Raw genomic sequence first — 19,233 nt, 5'->3', positions numbered from 1 at the left:
CAAGGGGCGGCCTTTTACTGTCCGCCTTGTAATTTAGCTGGCGGCAATGGAATCAGGACACGGCTATGGCTTCGGCAACCTCCTTCAGTCTCTCGCAGAAACTCCTTCATTGGGTGATGGCGGCATTCATCTTCTACAACCTGCTGTTTGCCGACGGGATGGAGCACACGATCCATGCCATCGAAAAGGGCAACCAGCCGGATGCAGGCGATCTGTTCTGGGCCAACGTCCATGCCTATCTCGGGATCGCGGTGGCCGTGCTCGCCATCATCCGGCTTGCCTTGCGCTTCACCCATGGTGTGCCGGCAGAGCCGGCCGAAGAGCCCGCGATCGCCCAGATTGGTGCCAAGATCGCGCACGCCGCACTCTATGTCGCCTTCTTCCTGATGCCGGCGCTAGGCGTTGCGAAATACTATTTCGGCAATGAAACCATGGGCGACCTGCACAGCGGGCCGATGAAGGTCGTGCTCTGGGCCCTGATCGGTGTGCATGTGGCTGGCGTCCTGGTGCACCAGTTCTTCTGGCGCACCAACCTGATCCGGCGGATGGCGTAGGGCCTGAACGCGCCCACTCAACCTTTGATGCGAGTGACGGAAAAGCCCTTCGCTCGCAGCAATGCGATTACGCCTTCTGGGCCCGGCAGGTGCAGGGCGCCGACGGCGATAAAGGCTGCCCCCTCGTTCAAAATGGGTTCGCTGCGGTCGGCCATGACATGATTGCGGTCGGTGATCATGCGCTGCTCGAAACCGGCGTAACCCTGATCCCCGTCGGAAGCGGCCGGCGCTACGGCCTTCAGCATCGGCGCAGTCATGCCGATATCGCCGGAAAGATAGAGCGCCGTCATCGTCTCCATGATGTCGTTCATCCGGTCGCCGATCGCGAGCGTCTGCAACAGCGACTGGACGTGGAATTCCACCGGAAGTTCGCTGAGCGCCGTCAGCTGCTCGACAAGCGTTTCCAGGCCCGTGACCTGCTTGCCGTTGGCAAGTGCCTTTTGCGCTATAGCCTTGTCGAGGAAGTCGGCGCCCGACGCCTTGCGCATCTGTTCGCAGGCGGGCATGGCGATGAAGCTGGAGACGATCCAGGGCTGGAATTGTGCGATCGTCGCAAGCTTGATGCCGCGGGCCTGCAGCCCTGCTTCAAGGTTGATCCGCTGCTCCGGGCTCAGGCGATCGGTGAGCGAGGAACCATCGGTAAAGGTCATCAGGTCGGGACGTTCTGCAATAGAGGCGCTGGCCCGGCGTTCGTTGAGAACCTCGTCGGATTCGATCACGACCGTACGTGCTGCAGCAATCGCGTCCCGTGCGGCCTGCGGCATGGCCAGCACGCGCGGATCGGTCACGTGCATGGTTCCGAAAAGATAGGACGGTGCAGTGCCCGGCTTTTCGATTTTCCACAGACGGCCCCTGCCGTTCGGCACCTTGGCCGCCTCTTCGAGCATGCGGGCATAGCGTTCCGGCTGCGTGCGCGCCAGATCGGGCAGCAGACTATGGCCCTTGCAGCCGCCTTCGGCAGCCTTTGCCAACGAGACTGTCGCCAGCACGATTGTGAGCGACAGCAGCGCGATCCAGTTGAGCGCGGCTAACGACAAGAGGCCGAGGTCGACAAGGGAGAGACGTCCGGGCTTGAAGCGGTTCAAAAGCATGGATTTCATTGCGATCTCATCCGTTCCATTCGATCTCCAGGCTGACTGTCCCAGCCTGGACCCTTGACACTGCCTGAGGCTTACGCCCTCGGATGCGCATTGCGGTAGACCTGCAGGAGGCGCGCGGAGTCGACACCGGTATAGATCTGCGTCGTCGACAGGCTGGCATGTCCCAGAAGTTCCTGGATGGAACGAAGATCACCGCCGCCGGCCAGCAGATGGGTTGCAAAGGAGTGCCGAAGCGCATGCGGCGTTGCGGTATCCGGCAGGCCGAGCGCACTGCGCAATTTCTGCATGCCGCGCTGGATGATCGCCGGTTGCAGCGGCCCGCCCTTGGCGCCGCGAAACAGCGGCTTGTCGGCCTCCAGATGATAGGGGCAGAGCTTCAGGTAATCTGCAACGGCGCCGTGCACCAGTGGCAGCAGGGGCACGATCCGCGTCTTGCGGCCCTTGCCCTCGATCCGCAGGCTGGTCGCACCGGCCGGCAGGTCGTTCGTCGTCAGGGCCAGCGCTTCGGAAATGCGCAGACCGCAGCCGTAGAGCAGTGTCAGGACGGCGGCATCGCGCGCCGCCAGCCAGGGTTCGTCCTGCAACTGCGTCTGCGCTTTCACAAGATCGACAGCCTGATGGTCGGACAGCGGTTTCGGCAGGGATTTCGGTTGGCGCGGCGAGCGGATTGCATTGGCGCCGGCAGCGTTGACCAACCCCCTCTTTTCCAGGAAGCGCAGGAAGGAGCGGATGCCGGCCATATGCCGGGCCAGCGACCGTGCGCCCGAGCCATCGCGGCGGCGGGAGGCCAGAAATGCACGAAGATCGGCTGGACGCAGTTCGCGGATATCGACGATGGCCGCAGGCTTACCTATATGCATCGTCAGAAAGGACAGAAATTGACGCGTGTCGCGCTCATAAGCATCGATCGTGTGGTCGGCAAGTCGGCGTTCTCCGGCAAGTCCGCGCAACCAGACTTCCCGTTCCAGACGCAGATCGTCCGCCGCAATTGTCAGCAACCCGTTCAAGATCTCTGCGCCTTTACAATGCCATCAGGTGGAGGCAGTGTGCCGCCGATTGGTTAGAGAATAGCTAAATGCGCATGGCGCCCTGTCATGCTGTGATCATATTGAATTGCGATACAAAGTTGAAACGCTTACCAACTGGAGTGTACATGGCGCGACGTGATTCCATGACGACGTTTGGTCAGTTGGCAGATACCCTGGCGCTCGTTTCCCACGGGCAGCCAGGTCACATCGTCGACACCTTGATCGCCGAGCGCGGCGGTCGCATCATGAAGCACCCGCTGTGGCCGCTGTTGCGGCCGTTTCTCTACACGATCCTGCGCTATGACAAGGCGATCCAGTTTGCCGACGACGTCGCCAATGTCGGCGGACTCGACGTGTTCGACTATCTGAGCAAAGCGCTGACGCTCGATGTGCAGGTGAAGAACAGGCAGCGCATTCCCGAGACGGGCGCGTTTCTGCTGGTCAGCAACCACCCGACCGGCATCGCCGACGGTGTTGCCGTCTACGACCTTCTGAAGGATTGCCGCCCGGACATGATGTTCTTCGCCAATCGCGATGCCATCCGGGTCAATCCGCGACTGGTCGAGGTGGTGATCCCGGTGGAATGGCGCGAGGAGCACAAGAGCAAACTCAAGGCCCGCGAAACGCTGAAGATCACCAATCGCTCGATCGAGGAGCAAAAGGTGACGGTTCTGTTTCCGTCCGGGCGCATCGCCTACTGGGCCGATGGCGGCCTGAATGAACGCCCGTGGAAAAGCTCGGCCGTCGGCATGGCACGCAAATACAATCTGCCTGTCTTGCCGATCCACATGACGGCGCGCAATTCCGGGCTGTTCTACTGGTTTGCACGGCTGGCCGACGAATTGCGCGACATGACCGTGTTCCACGAACTGCTCAACAAGCGGAAGGGCCGGTTCGACATCACTGTCGGCAACATGATCTCGCCCGAGGAACTCGACGGCGATCTCAATGCCGTGACCCAGGCGCTGGAACACCACACCGTGCATGGTCTTGCCAGGGACCCGGACGCAAGGTTCGGCATCCCGGGCGATCATTCCTCACATTTGACCGCATAGCCGTTATCCGAAGTTGGAGCGCGTCGGCAATCGCGCCTTCCACGTTCCGATCGGTACCCGAGGTTTCCTTTGGGCCCGCGGCGGGGCAGATTGCTGCGTGATGAAAGACGATTCGACCTCCCTGTTTGCCAATCTGATCGAAGCGCCCGAACCGGCGCGCGTCGTACCCGTTCTGGTGCCGATGCCGGCGCCGGTCGCCTATTCCTACAGGGTACCGGACGGCATGGCCGTCGAGCCCGGCTCGATCGTGCAGATCCCCCTCGGGTCGCGCAAGGTTGTGGGCGTCGTCTGGGACGATCAGGGCGGAAATCCCGTCGACGAAAAGAAGCTGCGGCCGCTGGAGAAGGTTTTCGACTGCCCGCCGCTATCCCGGGAGATGCGCATGTTTCTGGACTGGGTCGCGGCCTATACGCTGTCGCCACCGGGCCTGGTGGCACGTATGGCACTGAGGGCGCCCGCTGCCTTCGACCCCGAGCCGATGATCGAGGGGCTCAGGTTTTCCGGTCAGACCCCGGAAAAGCTCACGGCGTCGCGCAAGAAGGTGCTGGACCTCTCCCAGGACGGGCTGAGCTGGACGCGAAGCGGCCTTGCCCACGCGGCGGGCGTATCGCTGAGCGTGGTGGACGGCCTGTCGAAGCAGGGGGTGTTCGAGACGGTGTTCCTGCCGCCTCCGCCGCTGGTTGCGGCACCGGACCCGGATTACATCGCCTCGCGGCTTGCCGGCGAGCAGCAGGAGGCGGCCGACACCATCATCGAGACCGCGATAGACGACAGGTTCTCTGTGACCCTGATCGACGGGGTGACGGGATCCGGCAAGACGGAGGTCTATTTCGAGGCGATTGCCGAGACCTTGCGACGCGGCAAGCAGGTGCTGATCCTGCTGCCGGAAATCGCGCTGACGGCCGATTTTCTCGAGCGCTTCCAGGATCGCTTCGGTTCCAAGCCTGCCGAATGGCATTCGGAACTGGCAACCAAGACCCGCGAAAAGGTCTGGCGCCAGACGGCCACCGGCGATGTTCGGGTGGTCGCCGGCGCGCGCTCGGCGCTGTTCCTGCCCTTCGAGGATCTCGGCCTCATCATCGTCGATGAGGAGCACGATCCGGCCTACAAGCAGGAAGACCGGGTCTTCTACAATGCGCGCGACATGGCGGTCGTACGCGCCCGGATCGCCGGCTTTCCGGTCATTCTCGTGTCGGCGACGCCCTCGGTGGAAAGCCAGGTCAACAGCCAGCAGGGCCGTTATTCGCGCATTCATCTTCCGACCCGCTTTGCCGATGCGGCCTTGCCGGACCTGCATCTGGTCGACATGCGGCGCCACGCGCCGGAACGGGGCGGGTTCCTGTCGCCGATCCTGCTGCGCGCCGTCGGCAAGACCTTGGAAAAGAAGGAGCAGTCGCTGCTCTTCCTCAACCGGCGCGGCTATGCGCCGCTGACGCTTTGCCGGGTCTGCGGCCATCGATTCCAGTGCCCGCAATGCTCCAGCTGGCTGGTCGAGCACCGGTTTCGCGGGCAGATCCAGTGCCATCAATGCGGCTATGCCGAACGGACGCCGGAGGCCTGTCCGGAATGCGGGACCTTCGATCACCTGGTTGCCTGCGGGCCAGGAGTCGAGCGGATCGCCGAAGAGGTGGAGAGGCATTTTCCCGATGCGCGCACGCTGGTGCTGTCCTCCGACATCGGCGGGGTCAAGCGGCTGCGGCTCGAATTCGAAGCGGTCGCCAAGGGGGAGGCCGACATCGTCATCGGCACGCAGCTTGTCGCCAAGGGCCATAATTTCCCGCTGATGACGCTGGTCGGGATCATCGATGCGGATATCGGCCTTGCCAACGGGGATCCGCGCGCCGCCGAGCGAACCTACCAATTGCTGTCGCAGGTCACGGGTCGCGCCGGCCGCACCGGTCGCAAGAGCCACGGCCTGCTGCAGACCTTCCAGCCGCAGCATCCCGTCATGCAGGCCCTTGTACTCGGCGACGCCGAGGCCTTTTACGACCGCGAGATCGGCGAGCGCGAGCGCGGCCAGTTGCCGCCATTCGGTCGTCTGGCCTCGATCATCGTCTCGGCCGATAACCGGATCGATGCGGAAGGCCATGCGCGCCAACTGCGCCAGGCTGCCCCCGTCGGTGGCTCGATCTCGGTGCTGGGACCGGCCGAAGCGCCGCTGGCGCTGATCCGCGGGCGCTATCGCTTCCGGCTGCTGGTGCACGGACCACGCCAGTCCGATCTTCAATCCTTCCTGAAGGCGATGCTGGAACGGGGGCCGAAGGAACGGCGATCCCTGCATGTACAGGTCGACATCGATCCGCAGAGCTTCCTCTGAGCCGACGCCAGGAGAAGGCCTTCCTCCGTCGCGGCGTCATGGTCCTTCCCTTTTTTGATGCGCATGCTATGGCGTCGGGATCATGCAATTCAGAGGAACATCATGGAATTCTATTTTCCAACCGAGTTCGGTGAGCAGATGGCGTTCGTGGCAGGGTGCGTCACGATCGCAATCGGCTTGCTGCTGATGTTCGTGCCCGGATATGCGGCCCGGATTTATAATCTGATGCCTATCGAAGGCTGCCGCGACGGCTATGGCCTGTTCCGGAGTATCGGCGGCTTTTTCGCAGGCAGCGGCATTGCTGCAATCATGCTGGCGCAGCCAACGATCTACATGACCCTTGGCGGTGCCTATGTGCTTGCGGCCTTCGGCCGTTTTCTCTCCATCCTGTCGGATCGCGCCGGCTCGGTGATCAATCTCGCCATGCTGGTGGTGGAGCTTGCGCTGGCGGCAATGATGCTGGCCTATGTCTTCCAGCTGGTGTGAATTCGACAGCCTTCAGGAGGGGTAGGTCTGCGTTTCGGTCGCCATCAGGCTCGAATTTCCACCGAAACGGCTAATGTTAAGCTTTATACGACGTTCGGCGTGTTGCGAGTCCGTACGTCCTATGCTAGACGGTCCGCAAAGGACGGATTACACGGGCGTGGATAACTCGTGTATCTGGGGGAAGATGAACAATTTCAAGGCGATACGATGGCCGTTTTTGGGCTGACGTGGCCTTGGGGATAACTCAGGGAAATCGTTGCACGTGGCAGACACAACCCAGCCCATTTCCGGTGTCGCTGAGCGTTATGCATCCTCGTTGTTCGAGCTTTCGCTCGAGGAGAATGCAATCGACGCGGTGGCGTCGGACCTCAGCCGCTTCCAGGCTATGATCGACGACAGTGCCGACCTCAAGCGCCTGATCGAAAGCCCGGTGTTTTCGGCGGCAGAGCAGCTGTCTGCCATTTCCGCATTGACCGAGAAGGCCGCGCTTGGCGGTCTCGTCGGAAACTTCCTCAAGGTTGTCGCGTCCAATCGCCGGCTTTTCGCCGTGCCGGGCATCGTCAGCGCCTTTCGGCAGATGGCGGCGAGCCATCGCGGCGAGGTCACGGCCGACGTGACGACTGCGCATGCATTGAGCGCGGCGCAGGACAAGGAACTCAAGGACGCACTGAAGGCCGTCATCGGCAAGGACGTGACGCTCAACGTGACAGTCGACCCGACCATTCTGGGCGGACTGATCGTCAAGGTTGGCTCGCGCCAGATCGATACGTCCCTTCGCACGAAACTCTCTACTCTTAAGCTTTCACTGAAAGAGGTTGGCTGATGGATATCCGCGCCGCGGAAATTTCCGCAATTCTCAAAGATCAAATCAAGAATTTCGGCAAGGAAGCTGAAGTTTCCGAAGTCGGCCAGGTTCTTTCGGTCGGCGACGGTATTGCTCGCATTTACGGTCTCGACAATGTCCAGGCTGGTGAAATGGTCGAGTTTCCGGGCGGTATCCGCGGCATGGCGCTGAACCTCGAATCCGACAATGTCGGCGTCGTTCTGTTCGGTTCGGACCGCAACATCAAGGAAGGCGACACCGTCAAGCGGACTGGCGCTATCGTTGACGTTCCGGTCGGTCCGGAACTGCTCGGCCGCGTGGTCGACGCTCTCGGCAACCCGATCGACGGCAAGGGCCCGATCAATGCCAAGCAGCGTTCGCGCGTCGACGTCAAGGCGCCCGGCATCATTCCGCGCAAATCGGTTCACGAGCCGATGTCGACCGGCCTCAAGGCCATCGATGCCCTGATCCCGGTTGGCCGCGGCCAGCGCGAGCTGGTCATCGGTGACCGTCAGACCGGCAAGACCGCGATCCTGCTCGACACCTTCCTCAACCAGAAGCCGATCCACGACAACGGTCCGGACAACGACAAGCTCTACTGCGTGTATGTTGCCATCGGTCAGAAGCGTTCGACGGTTGCCCAGTTCGTCAAGGTTCTCGAAGAGCGTGGCGCGTTGCAGTATTCGATCGTGATCGCGGCAACCGCATCCGACCCGGCGCCGATGCAGTATCTGGCTCCGTTCGCCGGTTGCGCCATGGGCGAATATTTCCGCGACAATGGCCAGCACGCCCTCATCGGCTATGACGATCTGTCCAAGCAGGCCGTTGCCTATCGCCAGATGTCCCTGCTGCTGCGCCGCCCGCCGGGCCGCGAAGCCTATCCGGGCGACGTCTTCTACCTGCATTCGCGTCTCCTCGAGCGCGCCGCAAAGCTCTCCGACGAGCGTGGCGCAGGTTCGCTGACGGCTCTGCCGGTCATCGAAACCCAGGGTAACGACGTCTCGGCCTTCATTCCGACCAATGTGATCTCGATCACCGACGGCCAGATCTTCCTTGAAACCGACCTGTTCTACCAGGGCGTCCGTCCGGCCGTGAATGTCGGTCTGTCGGTCTCCCGCGTCGGCTCGGCCGCACAGGTAAAGGCGATGAAGCAGGTTGCCGGTTCGATCAAGGGCGAGCTTGCCCAGTACCGCGAAATGGCCGCCTTCGCCCAGTTCGGTTCCGACCTCGATGCCTCGACCCAGCGCCTGCTGAACCGTGGTGCGCGTCTGACCGAGCTTCTGAAGCAGCCGCAGTTCTCGCCGCTCAAGACCGAAGAGCAGGTTGCGGTGATCTATGCCGGCGTCAACGGCTATCTCGACAAGATCACGGTTGCCCAGGTCGGCAAGTTCGAGCAGGGCCTGCTCTCCTACCTGCGCAATGACGGCAAGGACGTTCTCGATGCCATCCGCACCGAGAAGGCGCTCACCGACGATGTCAAGAGCAAGCTGAAGACGGCAGTCGACACCTACGCGAAGTCGTTCGCCTAAAGCCAGGTTGTAGAAGGGACGGAAAACGGATGCCTTCACTCAAGGATCTGAAAAACCGGATCGCCTCCGTCAAGGCGACGCAGAAGATCACCAAGGCGATGCAGATGGTCGCCGCGGCGAAGCTGCGTCGTGCCCAGGAGGCCGCCGAGGCTGCCAGACCCTATTCGCAGCGCATGGGCGCCGTTCTTGCCAATATCGCTGAGGCGGTCGGCAGCGACGACAGTGCTCCGCGCCTGATGACGGGCACCGGCAAGGACAACGTGCATCTGCTCGTTGTCTGCACGGCGGAACGTGGTCTGTGCGGTGGTTTCAACGCCTCGATCGCCAAGGCTGCACGCGAACATGCCCGCAAGCTTCTGGCGGCGGGCAAGACCGTCAAGATTTTCTGCGTCGGCAAGAAGGGCTATGATGCCCTTCGTCGCGAATTCGCCCCGCTGATCGTCGAACGCGTCGAGCTTCGCGATGTCAAGAAGGTGACCTTCGAGGTGGCCGACAACATCGGTCGCAAGGTCATCGCCATGTTCGACAAGGGCGAGTTCGACGTCTGCACGCTGTTCTATGCCGAGTTCAAGTCGGTCATCAGCCAGGTGCCGACCGGCATGCAACTGATCCCGGCAACGGCTGGCAACAGTGCGGCTGTCGAGCAGAGCGGTTCAACTGCGATCTACGAATACGAACCTGATGCGGCGTCGATCCTGGCGGATCTCATCCCGCGCAACATCTCGGTTCAGATTTTCCGGGCACTGCTGGAAAATGTCGCGGGCGAAATGGGTGCCAAGATGAGCGCCATGGACAACGCGACCCGCAATGCCGGTGATATGATTAACAAGCTGACGCTGAGCTATAACCGCCAGCGTCAGGCGCAGATCACCAAGGAACTGATCGAAATCATTTCGGGCGCCGAGGCGCTCTGAGCAAGAAAGAGGGTATGATAGATGGCTAGGGCAGCTACCCCCAAAACCAAGGCGGCAAATGCCGCAACGGCAACCGGCGCAGCCGGCAAGGTGACGCAGGTCATCGGTGCCGTCGTGGACGTGGCCTTTGAAGGCGAACTTCCCCCGATCCTGAACGCGCTGGAAACCGACAACAACGGCAATCGCCTTGTGCTCGAAGTTGCTCAGCACCTCGGCGAAAACCAGGTCCGCACGATCGCCATGGACGCGACCGAAGGTCTGGTTCGCGGCCAGCCGGTTACCGATACCGGTGCGCCGATCTCGGTTCCCGTCGGCGAGCAGACTCTGGGCCGTATCATGAACGTCATCGGCGAGCCGGTCGACGAAGCCGGTCCGCTGAACACGGACGTGCTGCGCGCCATCCACCAGGATGCGCCGTCCTATGTCGAGCAGTCGACCGAAGGCGAGATCCTGGTCACCGGCATCAAGGTCGTCGACCTTCTGGCGCCTTACGCCAAGGGCGGCAAGATCGGCCTGTTCGGCGGCGCCGGCGTTGGCAAGACCGTTCTCATCATGGAACTGATCAACAACGTCGCCAAGGCGCATGGCGGTTACTCCGTGTTCGCCGGCGTTGGTGAGCGTACCCGTGAAGGCAACGACCTTTACCACGAAATGATCGAATCGGGCGTGAACAAGCTCGGTGGCGGCGAAGGCTCCAAGGCGGCCCTCGTCTACGGTCAGATGAACGAGCCTCCGGGCGCCCGTGCCCGCGTCGCCCTCACCGGTCTGACGATCGCCGAAGACTTCCGCGACAAGGGCCAGGACGTTCTGTTCTTCGTCGACAACATCTTCCGCTTCACCCAGGCGGGTTCGGAAGTGTCGGCTCTGCTCGGTCGTATTCCGTCGGCCGTGGGCTATCAGCCGACGCTGGCAACCGACATGGGCCAGATGCAGGAGCGCATCACGACCACTACCAAGGGTTCGATCACCTCCGTGCAGGCCATCTACGTTCCGGCCGACGACTTGACCGACCCGGCGCCCGCCACCTCGTTCGCCCACCTGGATGCAACGACGGTTCTGTCGCGTTCGATCGCCGAAAAGGGCATCTATCCGGCCGTTGACCCGCTCGACTCCACGTCGCGCATGCTCGACCCGATGATCGTCGGCGAAGAGCACTACGAAATCGCCCGCAAGGTGCAGTCGACCCTGCAGCGTTACAAGTCGCTTCAGGATATCATCGCCATTCTCGGCATGGACGAACTGTCGGAAGACGACAAGGTCACGGTCGCCCGCGCCCGCAAGATCGAGCGCTTCCTGTCGCAGCCGTTCTTCGTGGCCGAAGTCTTCACCGGCGCACCGGGCAAGCTCGTGGCACTGGAAGACACGATCAAGGGCTTCAAGGGTCTGGTCGAAGGCGAGTACGACGATCTGCCGGAAGCCGCCTTCTACATGGTCGGCACGATGGAAGAAGCGGTTGCCAAGGCCAAGAAGCTGACTGCAGAAGCTGCCTGATAAACGGATAGGGCGCGCGCGACCGATACGCGTGCGCCTTTCCTTCCCTTTGAAAAAGTGAAGAGCCATGGCCGAAAACTTCAATTTCGAACTCGTTTCGCCCGAACGCCTGCTGCTTTCCGAAGAGGTCAGCGAAGTGGTCATTCCGGGTACGGAAGGCGAGATGACCGTGATGGCCAAGCATGCGCCGACCATGACCACGATCATGCCAGGCGTGGTGCGGGTGAAGACCGCAGGCGGTGAGCGTCACCAATATGTGGTCTTCGGTGGCTTTGCGGACATCCTGCCAAGCGGCTGCACGATCCTGGCCGAGTCGGCCGTTGCCATGAGCGACGTCAATCGCGATACGCTGGTCAAGCGGATCGAGCAGGCCCGGGCCGATCTCGAGCATGCTGAATCGGATGAGGATCGTACGCAGATCGAGCGCTTCATCGACCAGTTGACGCATCTCAACCACACCATTCTGCCGGCCTGATTGGTCGACAATGTCGCGTATTTGAAAAAGCGGTCCTGCGGGGCCGCTTTTTTGCGTTTGGCCTATGCCGGCGTCTCGGACAGAAGATGCTGGTGCAGCCGCAAGGCATGGGGCTCGACCGTTCTGTAGCGGGGCAGGCCGAGATAATAGCCATAGCCGGACTGCACCGTCTCCTTGCCGAGCGGGACGAGTTCGCCCCGCTCTATCTGGGCGGCAAGCATCGCGACGCTGCCCAGTGCCACGCCGTCGCCATCGACGGCGGCGGCGATTGCCATGGCATAGGTCGAGAACGACAGGCGCGGCCGCGCCGGCTTGCGGGTCGGCGGTGACGCCAGACGCGAAAACCACTGGCGATAGGAGATCCAGTGCGCATTGAAACGCTCGTAGTCGATCAGGTCGAGGCCGGCGATGTCATTTCCGGTCAGCGTCTGCGGGTCGAGGCCGCGCTGCTCGAGATAGGCAGGGGAGGCGACCGGGATCAATTCCTCCGGCAGGAGAAGGGTCAGGTGCCACCGCGGATGTTCGCCGGTGGAGTAGAGAATGACGAGGTCGTTCGTCTCCGCGGCCAGTTCCAGTGGACTGTCGGTCGTCATCAGCCGAATCGTCAGTTCCGGCGACTGTTTGGCGAAATTCTTCAGCCGGTGCCCGAGCCACAGGTGGGAGATCGATCCGCTGGCGGCGATCGAGACGGTCGGCGACGTCTTGCTGAGAAACGGCTCGATGCTCTCCTCCAGATATTCGAGCATGGCCCTTATCCGCTGGAACAGTTTTTCACCGTCGGCAGTCAGCGCCAGATTGCGCCCGCGCCGGGTAAACAGCGCCCGGCCCAGATGCTCTTCGAGCAGTTTGATGCGGCGGGATACGGCTGCCTGGGTGATATTAAGTTCGCGCCCTGCCCTGGAGAAATTCATGAACCGCGCGGCGGCATCGAAAACGCGGAACGCTTCCAGCGGTATCTTGTCGAGCAAATCGCCTTCTCCATGATCTCAGATCATCAAACTAGCCTAGAAATCACTATATTTGAATAGCTGGCATTGTCGTGGAGGATGGGGCATCAACGCGCAGCCGATGGAGCAGACCTTGAGCTATTGCCTCTCATCCATACCCGAGATTCACGTGGGGTCCGGCACACTCGCCAAGCTTGCCGACGTTGTCGCTGCCAAGGCAGGCGCGGGACCGCTGCTGCTCGTCATCGACACCTTCCTCGACGGCAATGGCATCGGTGACCTGGTGCGCGCAGCGCTTGCCAAGCGCGGCATCGAGGCGCGGCTGTTCAGCGATTTTGCCGGCGAACCGAAGATCGCCCATCTGCGCGCGGCGCAGGCGGCTGCCGAAGGGGCAAGGGCCGTGATCGGCATCGGTGGCGGATCGGCACTCGACATCGCCAAGATCACTGCCTGCACGGCAGTCTCCGGTAAAGATCCGATGCACTATGCCTTGGCCGCGCATCCCCTGCCGACAGCGCCGCTCCTGAAGATTATGGTGCCGACGACGGCCGGAACCGGTTCGGAGACCTCGGCGACAAACATCTTCTCTGGTCCGACCGGCAAGAAGCTCTGGATCTGGGGGCCGGAAACCAAGGCCGATGCGGTAATCCTCGATGCGGAACTCACAGTCTCCCTGCCGGCCCATCTGACGGCATGGTGCGGGCTAGATGCGTTTATCCATGCCTTCGAGGCCTCGACCAACCGCAATACCCATGCCGGTGCGCAGGTCTATGGCCACCAGGCGATGCGGTTGATCGCGGCCAATCTGGAGCGGGCGGTGTCCGCACCCGACGATCTCGTCGCCCGGGAAGCCATGCTGGTCGGCTCCTGTCTTGCCGGTATCGCCATCGATAATTGCGGAACGGCGATTGCCCACAATGTCAGCCATGCGCTGGCCGGGCTCGGGCCGGTTCATCACGGTCTGGCAACGGCACTCGGCTTCGAGGCGACGATCGCCTGGCTTTGCGAGGAGCCGACGCCGGCGCTCGAGGCGGCCGCCAGCGTCTGCGGATTGCGCAGCACAGCCGAACTGCCGGATTTCGTCGCACAGTTGATGGATCGATGCGGTATCCGCCGTGCCTTGCCGCCCGTCTTTAGCCAATTCGCCGCCGAGGATCTCGCAGCCGAGATGAAGGCGCCTGAAAATCAACCCATGCGCCGCGCGACGGCATGCGAGCTCACCGACGCCGACCTCGAAGCCCTTGCAGACCGTATCATGGCCCTGCCGAAGGAGTGAGACTATGACAGCCCAGACCACACGCGCCTATTGGGAGCGGTCGCTTGCGCAGCTTCAGCCGGAGGGGCGGCTGTTCATCGACGGTGCCTATCAGCCATCCGGGAATGGCGCGACTTTTTCCCGCCCCCGACCGATGGACGGACAGGAAGGGGCAGCGATCGCGCGCGGCACCAGTGTCGATATCGACAAGGCCGTGAAGGCCGCGCGCCGCGCCTTTGACAGTGGGGTGTGGCGTCACATGGAGCCGGCAGAGCGAAAGGCGATCATGCTGCGTTGGGCCGCCCTGGTGCGCGAGCACGCCGAGGAACTGGCGCTGCTGGAGACGCTCGATGTCGGAAAGCCGATCCTGGCGTCGCTGAATGTCGATGTCCGCCTCTGCGCCGACGGCATCCAGTATTACGCTGAGATGATCGATAAACTCTATGACGAGATCGCGCCGACGGGGCCGAAGGCGCGGGCCCTGGTGCGCAAGGTGCCGCTCGGCGTCATCGGAGCCATCACGCCGTGGAATTATCCGCTGATCATCGATGCCTGGAAGCTCGGGCCGGCGATCGCGGCCGGCAATTCCGTCGTGCTGAAGCCGGCCGAGCAGTCTTCGCTTTCGGCGCTGAGACTGGCTGCCCTTGCGCATGAGGCGGGACTGCCGGCCGGCGTGCTGAACGTCGTGACCGGCTACGGCGAGGAGACCGGCAAGCCGCTTGCCCTGCACATGGATGTCGACATGATCGCATTCACCGGATCGACCGAGGTCGGCAAGCTGATCATGGGCTATGCGGCCCAGTCGAACATCAAGCGCGTCGCGCTCGAGCTTGGCGGCAAGTCGCCGATTGTGGTGTTCGAGGATGCCGATCTCGATGCGGCGGCCTCGGCGGCCGCCTGGGGGTGCTTCTACAATGCCGGCGAAACCTGCCATGCCTCGACCCGCCTGATCGTTCAGCGCTCCGTGCAGGACGCGCTGCTGGACAAGATCGAAGCGGTGACGCGCCGCGAGATCGCGCTTGCCCATCCGCTGGAGCCCGCGGCCCAGATCGGTGCGCTGATCGAGGAAAGCCATATGCAAAAGGTCCTCGGCATGATCGATGACGGCGTGGGCTCTGGAGGTCGCCGGGTGTTCGGCGCCGAGCGAACGCTGTCGGAAACTGGCGGATACTACATCTCGCCGGGTGTCATCGCCGATGTGACGAACGACATGCCGATCGCCCGCAACGAGATATTCGGTCCCGTGTTGGTCGCCATTCCGTTCGACAGCGAGGATGAGGCCCTTTCGATCGCCAATGACACCGTTTACGGTCTGGCCGGCGCCGTCTTCACCCGCGACATGGAGCGGGCACACCGCATGTCGGAAGGCATCCATGCCGGCACCGTCTGGGTCAACACCTATGACATGGCAAATTTCGCGACCCCCTTCGGCGGCTTCAAGCAGTCCGGTTCCGGGCGCGACCGCTCGGTCCACGCGATCGACAAATATTGCGATTACAAGACGATCTGGCAGCAGTTCGGCTGAGGAAAGAGACTATGAGCAAGATTACAGCGATCGAGATCACCCATCACCGTCTTCCGCTCGATCCACCGTTCAAGGCGAGCTGGGATGGCCGGGCGCGGCGAAATTTCGATGCGACGATTGTTCGGGTGCGCGACGACGAGGGCCGCGAAGGCATCGGCTCCGGCGACCTGATGAAGGGCTTCGAGGGCCATGAAGACCTGTTCATCGGCGAGGATCCGCGCCATCTGGAGCGGCACTACGAAGTCATAAGCCATATCGGTTTTCACTATGGCCGCTGCTGGCCGCTGGATCTGGCGCTTTGGGATCTTGCCGGAAAGATCACCGAGGAACCGGTCTGGCGCATGCTCGGCGGCCGTTCCGATCGTGTGCGGCTCTATGCCTCCTCCGGTGTGCTGCGCGAACCCGAAGCACTGGCCGATCAGGCGGAGCGCTATATCGACGAAGGCTTCCCGGCGATGAAGGTCCGGTTCTCGTCTTCGGCCGGCGGCCGGGACGGTTGGCGGGCTGACGTGAAGGCGCTGGAGACCGTGCGCAGCCGTGTCGGAGACCGGCTCGAACTGATGGTCGATTGCAACCAGGGTTGGCGCATGCCCTGGGATACGTCGATGGCATGGACATTCAAGGATGCGCTGGCGGTCGCCAAAGAGCTGGAGCGCCTTGGCGCCTACTGGATGGAAGAGCCACTGCATCGCGCCGACCGCAAGGGCATGCGTGATTTGAGAGCCGCGACATCCGTCCGGATAGCCGGTGGCGAGATGACCCGAGAAATCGACGCCTTCCGCGACATCATCGAGGACCGCGCGCTCGATATCATCCAGCCCGACGTGGCGCTGGTGGGTGGCATTACCGGCTGCCGGCGTCTGGTGTACCAGGCGCGTGAGGCCGGGGTCGGCTTTACCCCGCACAGCTGGACCAACGGCATCGGCGTGCTCGCCAATGCCCATCTGACGGCCGGCGTCGGCGAGGCACCCTGGCTCGAATATCCCTATGACAATCCGGAATGGAGCAGTGAGCGGCGCGATTACCCGATGACCAGTGCGCTCGCCCATCAGAAGGGCTGGCTGGTGCTCGGCGGACAGCCCGGTCTCGGAATCAGCCTTGACGAGGAAAGGTTGAAGGCCACCCGCATCGGATGACATAACGCTGGACGGCTCCGCAGTGGGACAGGAGGTGCGTCCATGAAGGTTGGTATCGTCGGTGCAGGCATGGTCGGGAGTGCCGCAGGCTATGCACTCGCCATGCAAGGGGCGGCAAGTGAGATCGTGTTCTGCGACAGGAACGCGGACCTGGCCGCGGCGCAGGCAGAGGACATTTCGCATGCCGTGCCGTTCGTCTCGGCAACCGTCGTCCGCGCCGGTCCCTATCAGGCGCTGCGTGATGCCGCGGTGGTGATCCTTGCTGCCGGCGTCGGGCAAAAGCCGGGCGAAAGCCGGCTTGAATTGCTGGAGCGCAATGTGGCGGTGTTCCGCGCCGTCATCGACGACGTGCTCGCCGTCGTTCCCGACACCATCCTGCTGGTCGCCACCAATCCCGTCGATATCATGACGGAGGTCGCGACCAGGTTGTCCGGCCTGCCGCCCGAACGCGTCATCGGTTCGGGCACCATCCTCGATTCGGCGCGGTTTCGCAGTCTCATCAGCCGGCACCTCGATATCGCGCCCCAGTCCGTTCATGCCTATGTGCTGGGCGAGCACGGGGACAGCGAGGTGCTGGCCTGGTCGAACGCACAAGCAGGTTCGTCGCCCGTGACGGATTTCGCCGAGCAGATGGGCCGGCCGATCACGGCCGAGATCCGCGCGGCGATCGACGACGGCGTGCGCAATGCCGCCTACCGCATCATCCAGGGCAAGGGCGCAACCTATTACGGGATCGGCGCGGGTCTGGCCCGCATCGTTCGCGCCATTTTAAACGACCAGCGGGATATCCTTTCGGTCTCCATGCTGATGGAGGAGGTTCAGGGCGTCGGCCAGGTCGCACTCTCGCTGCCCCGGATTGTCGGGCGACGCGGTATCGTCGCGAGCCTGATGCCCACTCTGGATGCGGACGAGCTTGATGCACTGGCGAGGAGCGCCCGAACCCTGAAGGAACGCGGCGCAGGTCTGGTCTTCGACAAGCGCTAGGAACCCGGCGGCCGTGATGGCGCTGCGGGACATCTGTCCGTCAGGTTGGACAAAGCCCTTCAAGTAGATTATACGAAAATTCCTATTCTTCGGTCTTCTCCTGTGGCCTGGGCCCTTTCGCCCGGCAAAGAAAGCGGCGATGAAATCCACAGATATCGAGGCGCTCAGCTCATCTGACCAGTTGGACAGCTTTATGGATCGCGCCCGCGCGGCCAGCGAGCTGTTGAAAGCACTGTCGCATGAAACGCGCCTTCTGATCCTGTGTATCCTGAGCCAAGGCGAAAAGACCGTCGGCGAGATCGAGACGATGCTCGGCCTGCAACAGGCAGTCGTCTCGCAGCAGCTTGCGCGGCTTCGGCTGGAACAGCTGGTGCAGACCCGCCGCGATGGCCGCCAGATCTACTACAGCATTGCCAATCCCAATGCCGTCGAAGTCGTTTCGCTGCTCTATCGCCTCTATTGCGGCGATGCGGCGACGGGCGTGGACGAGCAGGCCTCACCGTTGGTCTAAGCGTTCCATTTCGGTTTAAGGCAGGCGTCTGTCGAGACGATGGCGTCCGATAGACCGAGACACTCCCCAAATCCACCGGCGGACGGCGATGCAGATGCTTCGCCGGGTAGGTTTGCCTGCGGCTTCGGGAATGCTAGGGCTTGGGGACGGAGGCACCAATGATCGACAAGCTCGAACTGTTCATGGCCTTGGCGCGCGAACGTCATTTCGGTCGCGCGGCCGAGCAGTGCGGCGTCACGCAGCCGACGCTGTCGGCCGCCATCCGGCAGCTGGAGGATCAACTGGGCGTCATGCTGGTGCAGCGCGGTTCGCGCTTCCAGGGGCTGACGCCGGAAGGCCAGCGCGTGCTCGAATGGTCGCGGCGTATCGTCGGTGATGCGCGGTCGATGCGGGAGGAGATGCGGGCGGTCCGGCGCGGGCTTGCCGGCCACATAAGGCTCGGGGTCATACCGACTGCCCTTTCCATGGTGCCGCGGATCACCGCGCCGTTTCGGGAGAAGCACCCGGATGTCACGTTTTCGATCGGTTCCAACACCTCGCTCCAGGTGCTCGGGCATCTCGAAAATTTCGAGATCGACGCCGGCATCACCTATCTCGATGACGAGCCCCTGGGCCGCGTGACGAGTGTGCCCCTCTATTCCGAGCATTATCACCTGGTCACGGTGGCCGGCTCGCCCCTGGCGGACCGGGAAAGCGTCACCTGGTCGGAGGTCGCCGAACTTAGCCTGTGTCTCCTGACCGCGGACATGCAGAACCGCCGGATCATCAATCATCACATGGCGCAGGCCGGCGTTTCACCGGAGCCGACGCTGGAATCCAATTCGATGATCGTGCTGTTCTCTCATATTCGCACCGGGCGCTGGGCATCCGTCATGCCGAGGCGCATGGCGGATGCCTTCGGCACATCCGATGATATCCGGACCATCCCGATCGATGATCCGACGGCCACCCATCGCGTCGGCATGGTCGTGACGCACCGCGAACCTTACACGCCATTGGTCACCGCGCTCCTGCTGGAAGTGCGCAGGCTGGCGGAGGATCAAGCGTTTCAATAGAAATGTGCTATCGCGTGACGAAAAAAGCTTATTGATCTTTTAGGTTGA

Annotated in this window: 18 protein-coding genes; 15 read left to right on the top strand and 3 right to left on the bottom strand. The window is 62.5% G+C overall.

Annotation, left to right across the window (positions count from 1 at the left end; all coding sequences use genetic code 11):
- The first annotated feature begins 65 nt into the window (after nucleotides 1-65).
- A complete protein-coding gene (locus J2Z17_RS18290; protein ID WP_209947079.1) occupies nucleotides 66-554 on the top strand; it encodes a cytochrome b in 489 nt (162 codons plus the stop codon).
- Between the two features lie 17 nt (nucleotides 555-571).
- Here J2Z17_RS18290 and J2Z17_RS18285 read toward each other — a convergent pair whose 3' ends face one another.
- Both J2Z17_RS18285 and J2Z17_RS18280 read right to left on the bottom strand, forming a co-directional pair.
- Nucleotides 572-1,654, bottom strand: a complete 1,083-nt coding sequence (locus tag J2Z17_RS18285; protein WP_209947078.1) for a TraB/GumN family protein — start codon at nucleotides 1,652-1,654, stop codon at nucleotides 572-574.
- A gap of 71 nt (nucleotides 1,655-1,725) precedes the next feature.
- Nucleotides 1,726-2,661, bottom strand: coding sequence for a tyrosine recombinase XerC (locus tag J2Z17_RS18280; protein ID WP_209947077.1), 936 nt, complete (start codon nucleotides 2,659-2,661; stop codon nucleotides 1,726-1,728).
- Nucleotides 2,662-2,807: 146 nt separating this feature from the next.
- Between J2Z17_RS18280 and J2Z17_RS18275 the strand changes: the two genes are divergently transcribed.
- The 8 genes from J2Z17_RS18275 to J2Z17_RS18240 all read left to right on the top strand — a co-directional run bounded on the left by J2Z17_RS18275 (nucleotide 2,808) and on the right by J2Z17_RS18240 (nucleotide 11,772).
- Nucleotides 2,808-3,737 carry a GNAT family N-acetyltransferase gene (locus J2Z17_RS18275; protein WP_209947076.1) on the top strand — a complete coding sequence of 310 codons (930 nt, stop codon included), beginning with the start codon at nucleotides 2,808-2,810 and terminating at the stop codon, nucleotides 3,735-3,737.
- Nucleotides 3,738-3,837: 100 nt separating this feature from the next.
- Nucleotides 3,838-6,054, top strand: coding sequence for a primosomal protein N' (locus J2Z17_RS18270; RefSeq protein ID WP_209947075.1), 2,217 nt, complete (start codon nucleotides 3,838-3,840; stop codon nucleotides 6,052-6,054).
- A 102-nt stretch (nucleotides 6,055-6,156) separates the two neighbouring features.
- Nucleotides 6,157-6,540 (top strand): AGROH133_08824 family phage infection protein, encoded by a 384-nt coding sequence (locus J2Z17_RS18265; protein WP_209947074.1) that lies wholly within the window; start codon nucleotides 6,157-6,159, stop codon nucleotides 6,538-6,540.
- 256 nt (nucleotides 6,541-6,796) lie between these two features.
- Complete coding sequence (locus tag J2Z17_RS18260) at nucleotides 6,797-7,363, top strand: F0F1 ATP synthase subunit delta (protein WP_209947073.1); 567 nt, start codon at nucleotides 6,797-6,799, stop codon at nucleotides 7,361-7,363.
- A complete protein-coding gene (gene atpA, locus J2Z17_RS18255) occupies nucleotides 7,363-8,892 on the top strand; it encodes a F0F1 ATP synthase subunit alpha (protein WP_209947072.1) in 1,530 nt (509 codons plus the stop codon). The genes J2Z17_RS18260 and atpA overlap by 1 nt, the downstream gene beginning before the upstream one ends.
- 29 nt (nucleotides 8,893-8,921) lie before the next feature.
- Nucleotides 8,922-9,806: a F0F1 ATP synthase subunit gamma gene (locus tag J2Z17_RS18250; protein ID WP_209947071.1), complete on the top strand. Its 885-nt coding sequence runs from the start codon at nucleotides 8,922-8,924 to the stop codon at nucleotides 9,804-9,806.
- Between the two features lie 21 nt (nucleotides 9,807-9,827).
- Nucleotides 9,828-11,297 (top strand): F0F1 ATP synthase subunit beta, encoded by a 1,470-nt coding sequence (gene atpD, locus J2Z17_RS18245; RefSeq protein WP_209947070.1) that lies wholly within the window; start codon nucleotides 9,828-9,830, stop codon nucleotides 11,295-11,297.
- Between the two features lie 67 nt (nucleotides 11,298-11,364).
- Nucleotides 11,365-11,772 (top strand): F0F1 ATP synthase subunit epsilon, encoded by a 408-nt coding sequence (locus J2Z17_RS18240; RefSeq protein WP_209947069.1) that lies wholly within the window; start codon nucleotides 11,365-11,367, stop codon nucleotides 11,770-11,772.
- Between the two features lie 62 nt (nucleotides 11,773-11,834).
- Here J2Z17_RS18240 and J2Z17_RS18235 read toward each other — a convergent pair whose 3' ends face one another.
- Nucleotides 11,835-12,740, bottom strand: a complete 906-nt coding sequence (locus J2Z17_RS18235) for a LysR substrate-binding domain-containing protein (protein ID WP_209947068.1) — start codon at nucleotides 12,738-12,740, stop codon at nucleotides 11,835-11,837.
- 112 nt (nucleotides 12,741-12,852) lie between these two features.
- Here J2Z17_RS18235 and J2Z17_RS18230 point away from each other — a divergent pair, with 112 nt between their 5' ends.
- The 6 genes from J2Z17_RS18230 (at nucleotide 12,853) to J2Z17_RS18205 (ending at nucleotide 19,185) form a co-directional block, all read left to right on the top strand.
- The gene (locus J2Z17_RS18230) at nucleotides 12,853-13,995 is read left to right on the top strand and encodes an iron-containing alcohol dehydrogenase (RefSeq protein WP_209947067.1); all 1,143 of its coding nucleotides are present in this window, start codon (nucleotides 12,853-12,855) and stop codon (nucleotides 13,993-13,995) included.
- Nucleotides 13,996-13,999: 4 nt separating this feature from the next.
- Nucleotides 14,000-15,499, top strand: coding sequence for an aldehyde dehydrogenase family protein (locus J2Z17_RS18225; protein WP_209947066.1), 1,500 nt, complete (start codon nucleotides 14,000-14,002; stop codon nucleotides 15,497-15,499).
- 11 nt (nucleotides 15,500-15,510) lie between these two features.
- Nucleotides 15,511-16,635 carry a mandelate racemase/muconate lactonizing enzyme family protein gene (locus tag J2Z17_RS18220; protein WP_209947065.1) on the top strand — a complete coding sequence of 375 codons (1,125 nt, stop codon included), beginning with the start codon at nucleotides 15,511-15,513 and terminating at the stop codon, nucleotides 16,633-16,635.
- Between the two features lie 42 nt (nucleotides 16,636-16,677).
- The gene (locus tag J2Z17_RS18215) at nucleotides 16,678-17,619 is read left to right on the top strand and encodes an L-lactate dehydrogenase (protein ID WP_209947064.1); all 942 of its coding nucleotides are present in this window, start codon (nucleotides 16,678-16,680) and stop codon (nucleotides 17,617-17,619) included.
- A gap of 139 nt (nucleotides 17,620-17,758) precedes the next feature.
- The gene (locus J2Z17_RS18210; protein WP_209947063.1) at nucleotides 17,759-18,130 is read left to right on the top strand and encodes an ArsR/SmtB family transcription factor; all 372 of its coding nucleotides are present in this window, start codon (nucleotides 17,759-17,761) and stop codon (nucleotides 18,128-18,130) included.
- Between the two features lie 158 nt (nucleotides 18,131-18,288).
- The gene (locus J2Z17_RS18205; RefSeq protein ID WP_209947062.1) at nucleotides 18,289-19,185 is read left to right on the top strand and encodes a LysR family transcriptional regulator; all 897 of its coding nucleotides are present in this window, start codon (nucleotides 18,289-18,291) and stop codon (nucleotides 19,183-19,185) included.
- Nucleotides 19,186-19,233 lie beyond the last annotated feature (48 nt).

This window comes from Heterorhizobium halophytocola, assembly GCF_017873095.1.
GTDB classification, from domain to species: Bacteria; Pseudomonadota; Alphaproteobacteria; order Rhizobiales; family Rhizobiaceae; genus Allorhizobium; species Allorhizobium halophytocola.
The sequence above is the reverse complement of the archived record's forward strand: the minus strand, read 5'-3'. Positions and strand labels throughout refer to the sequence as shown.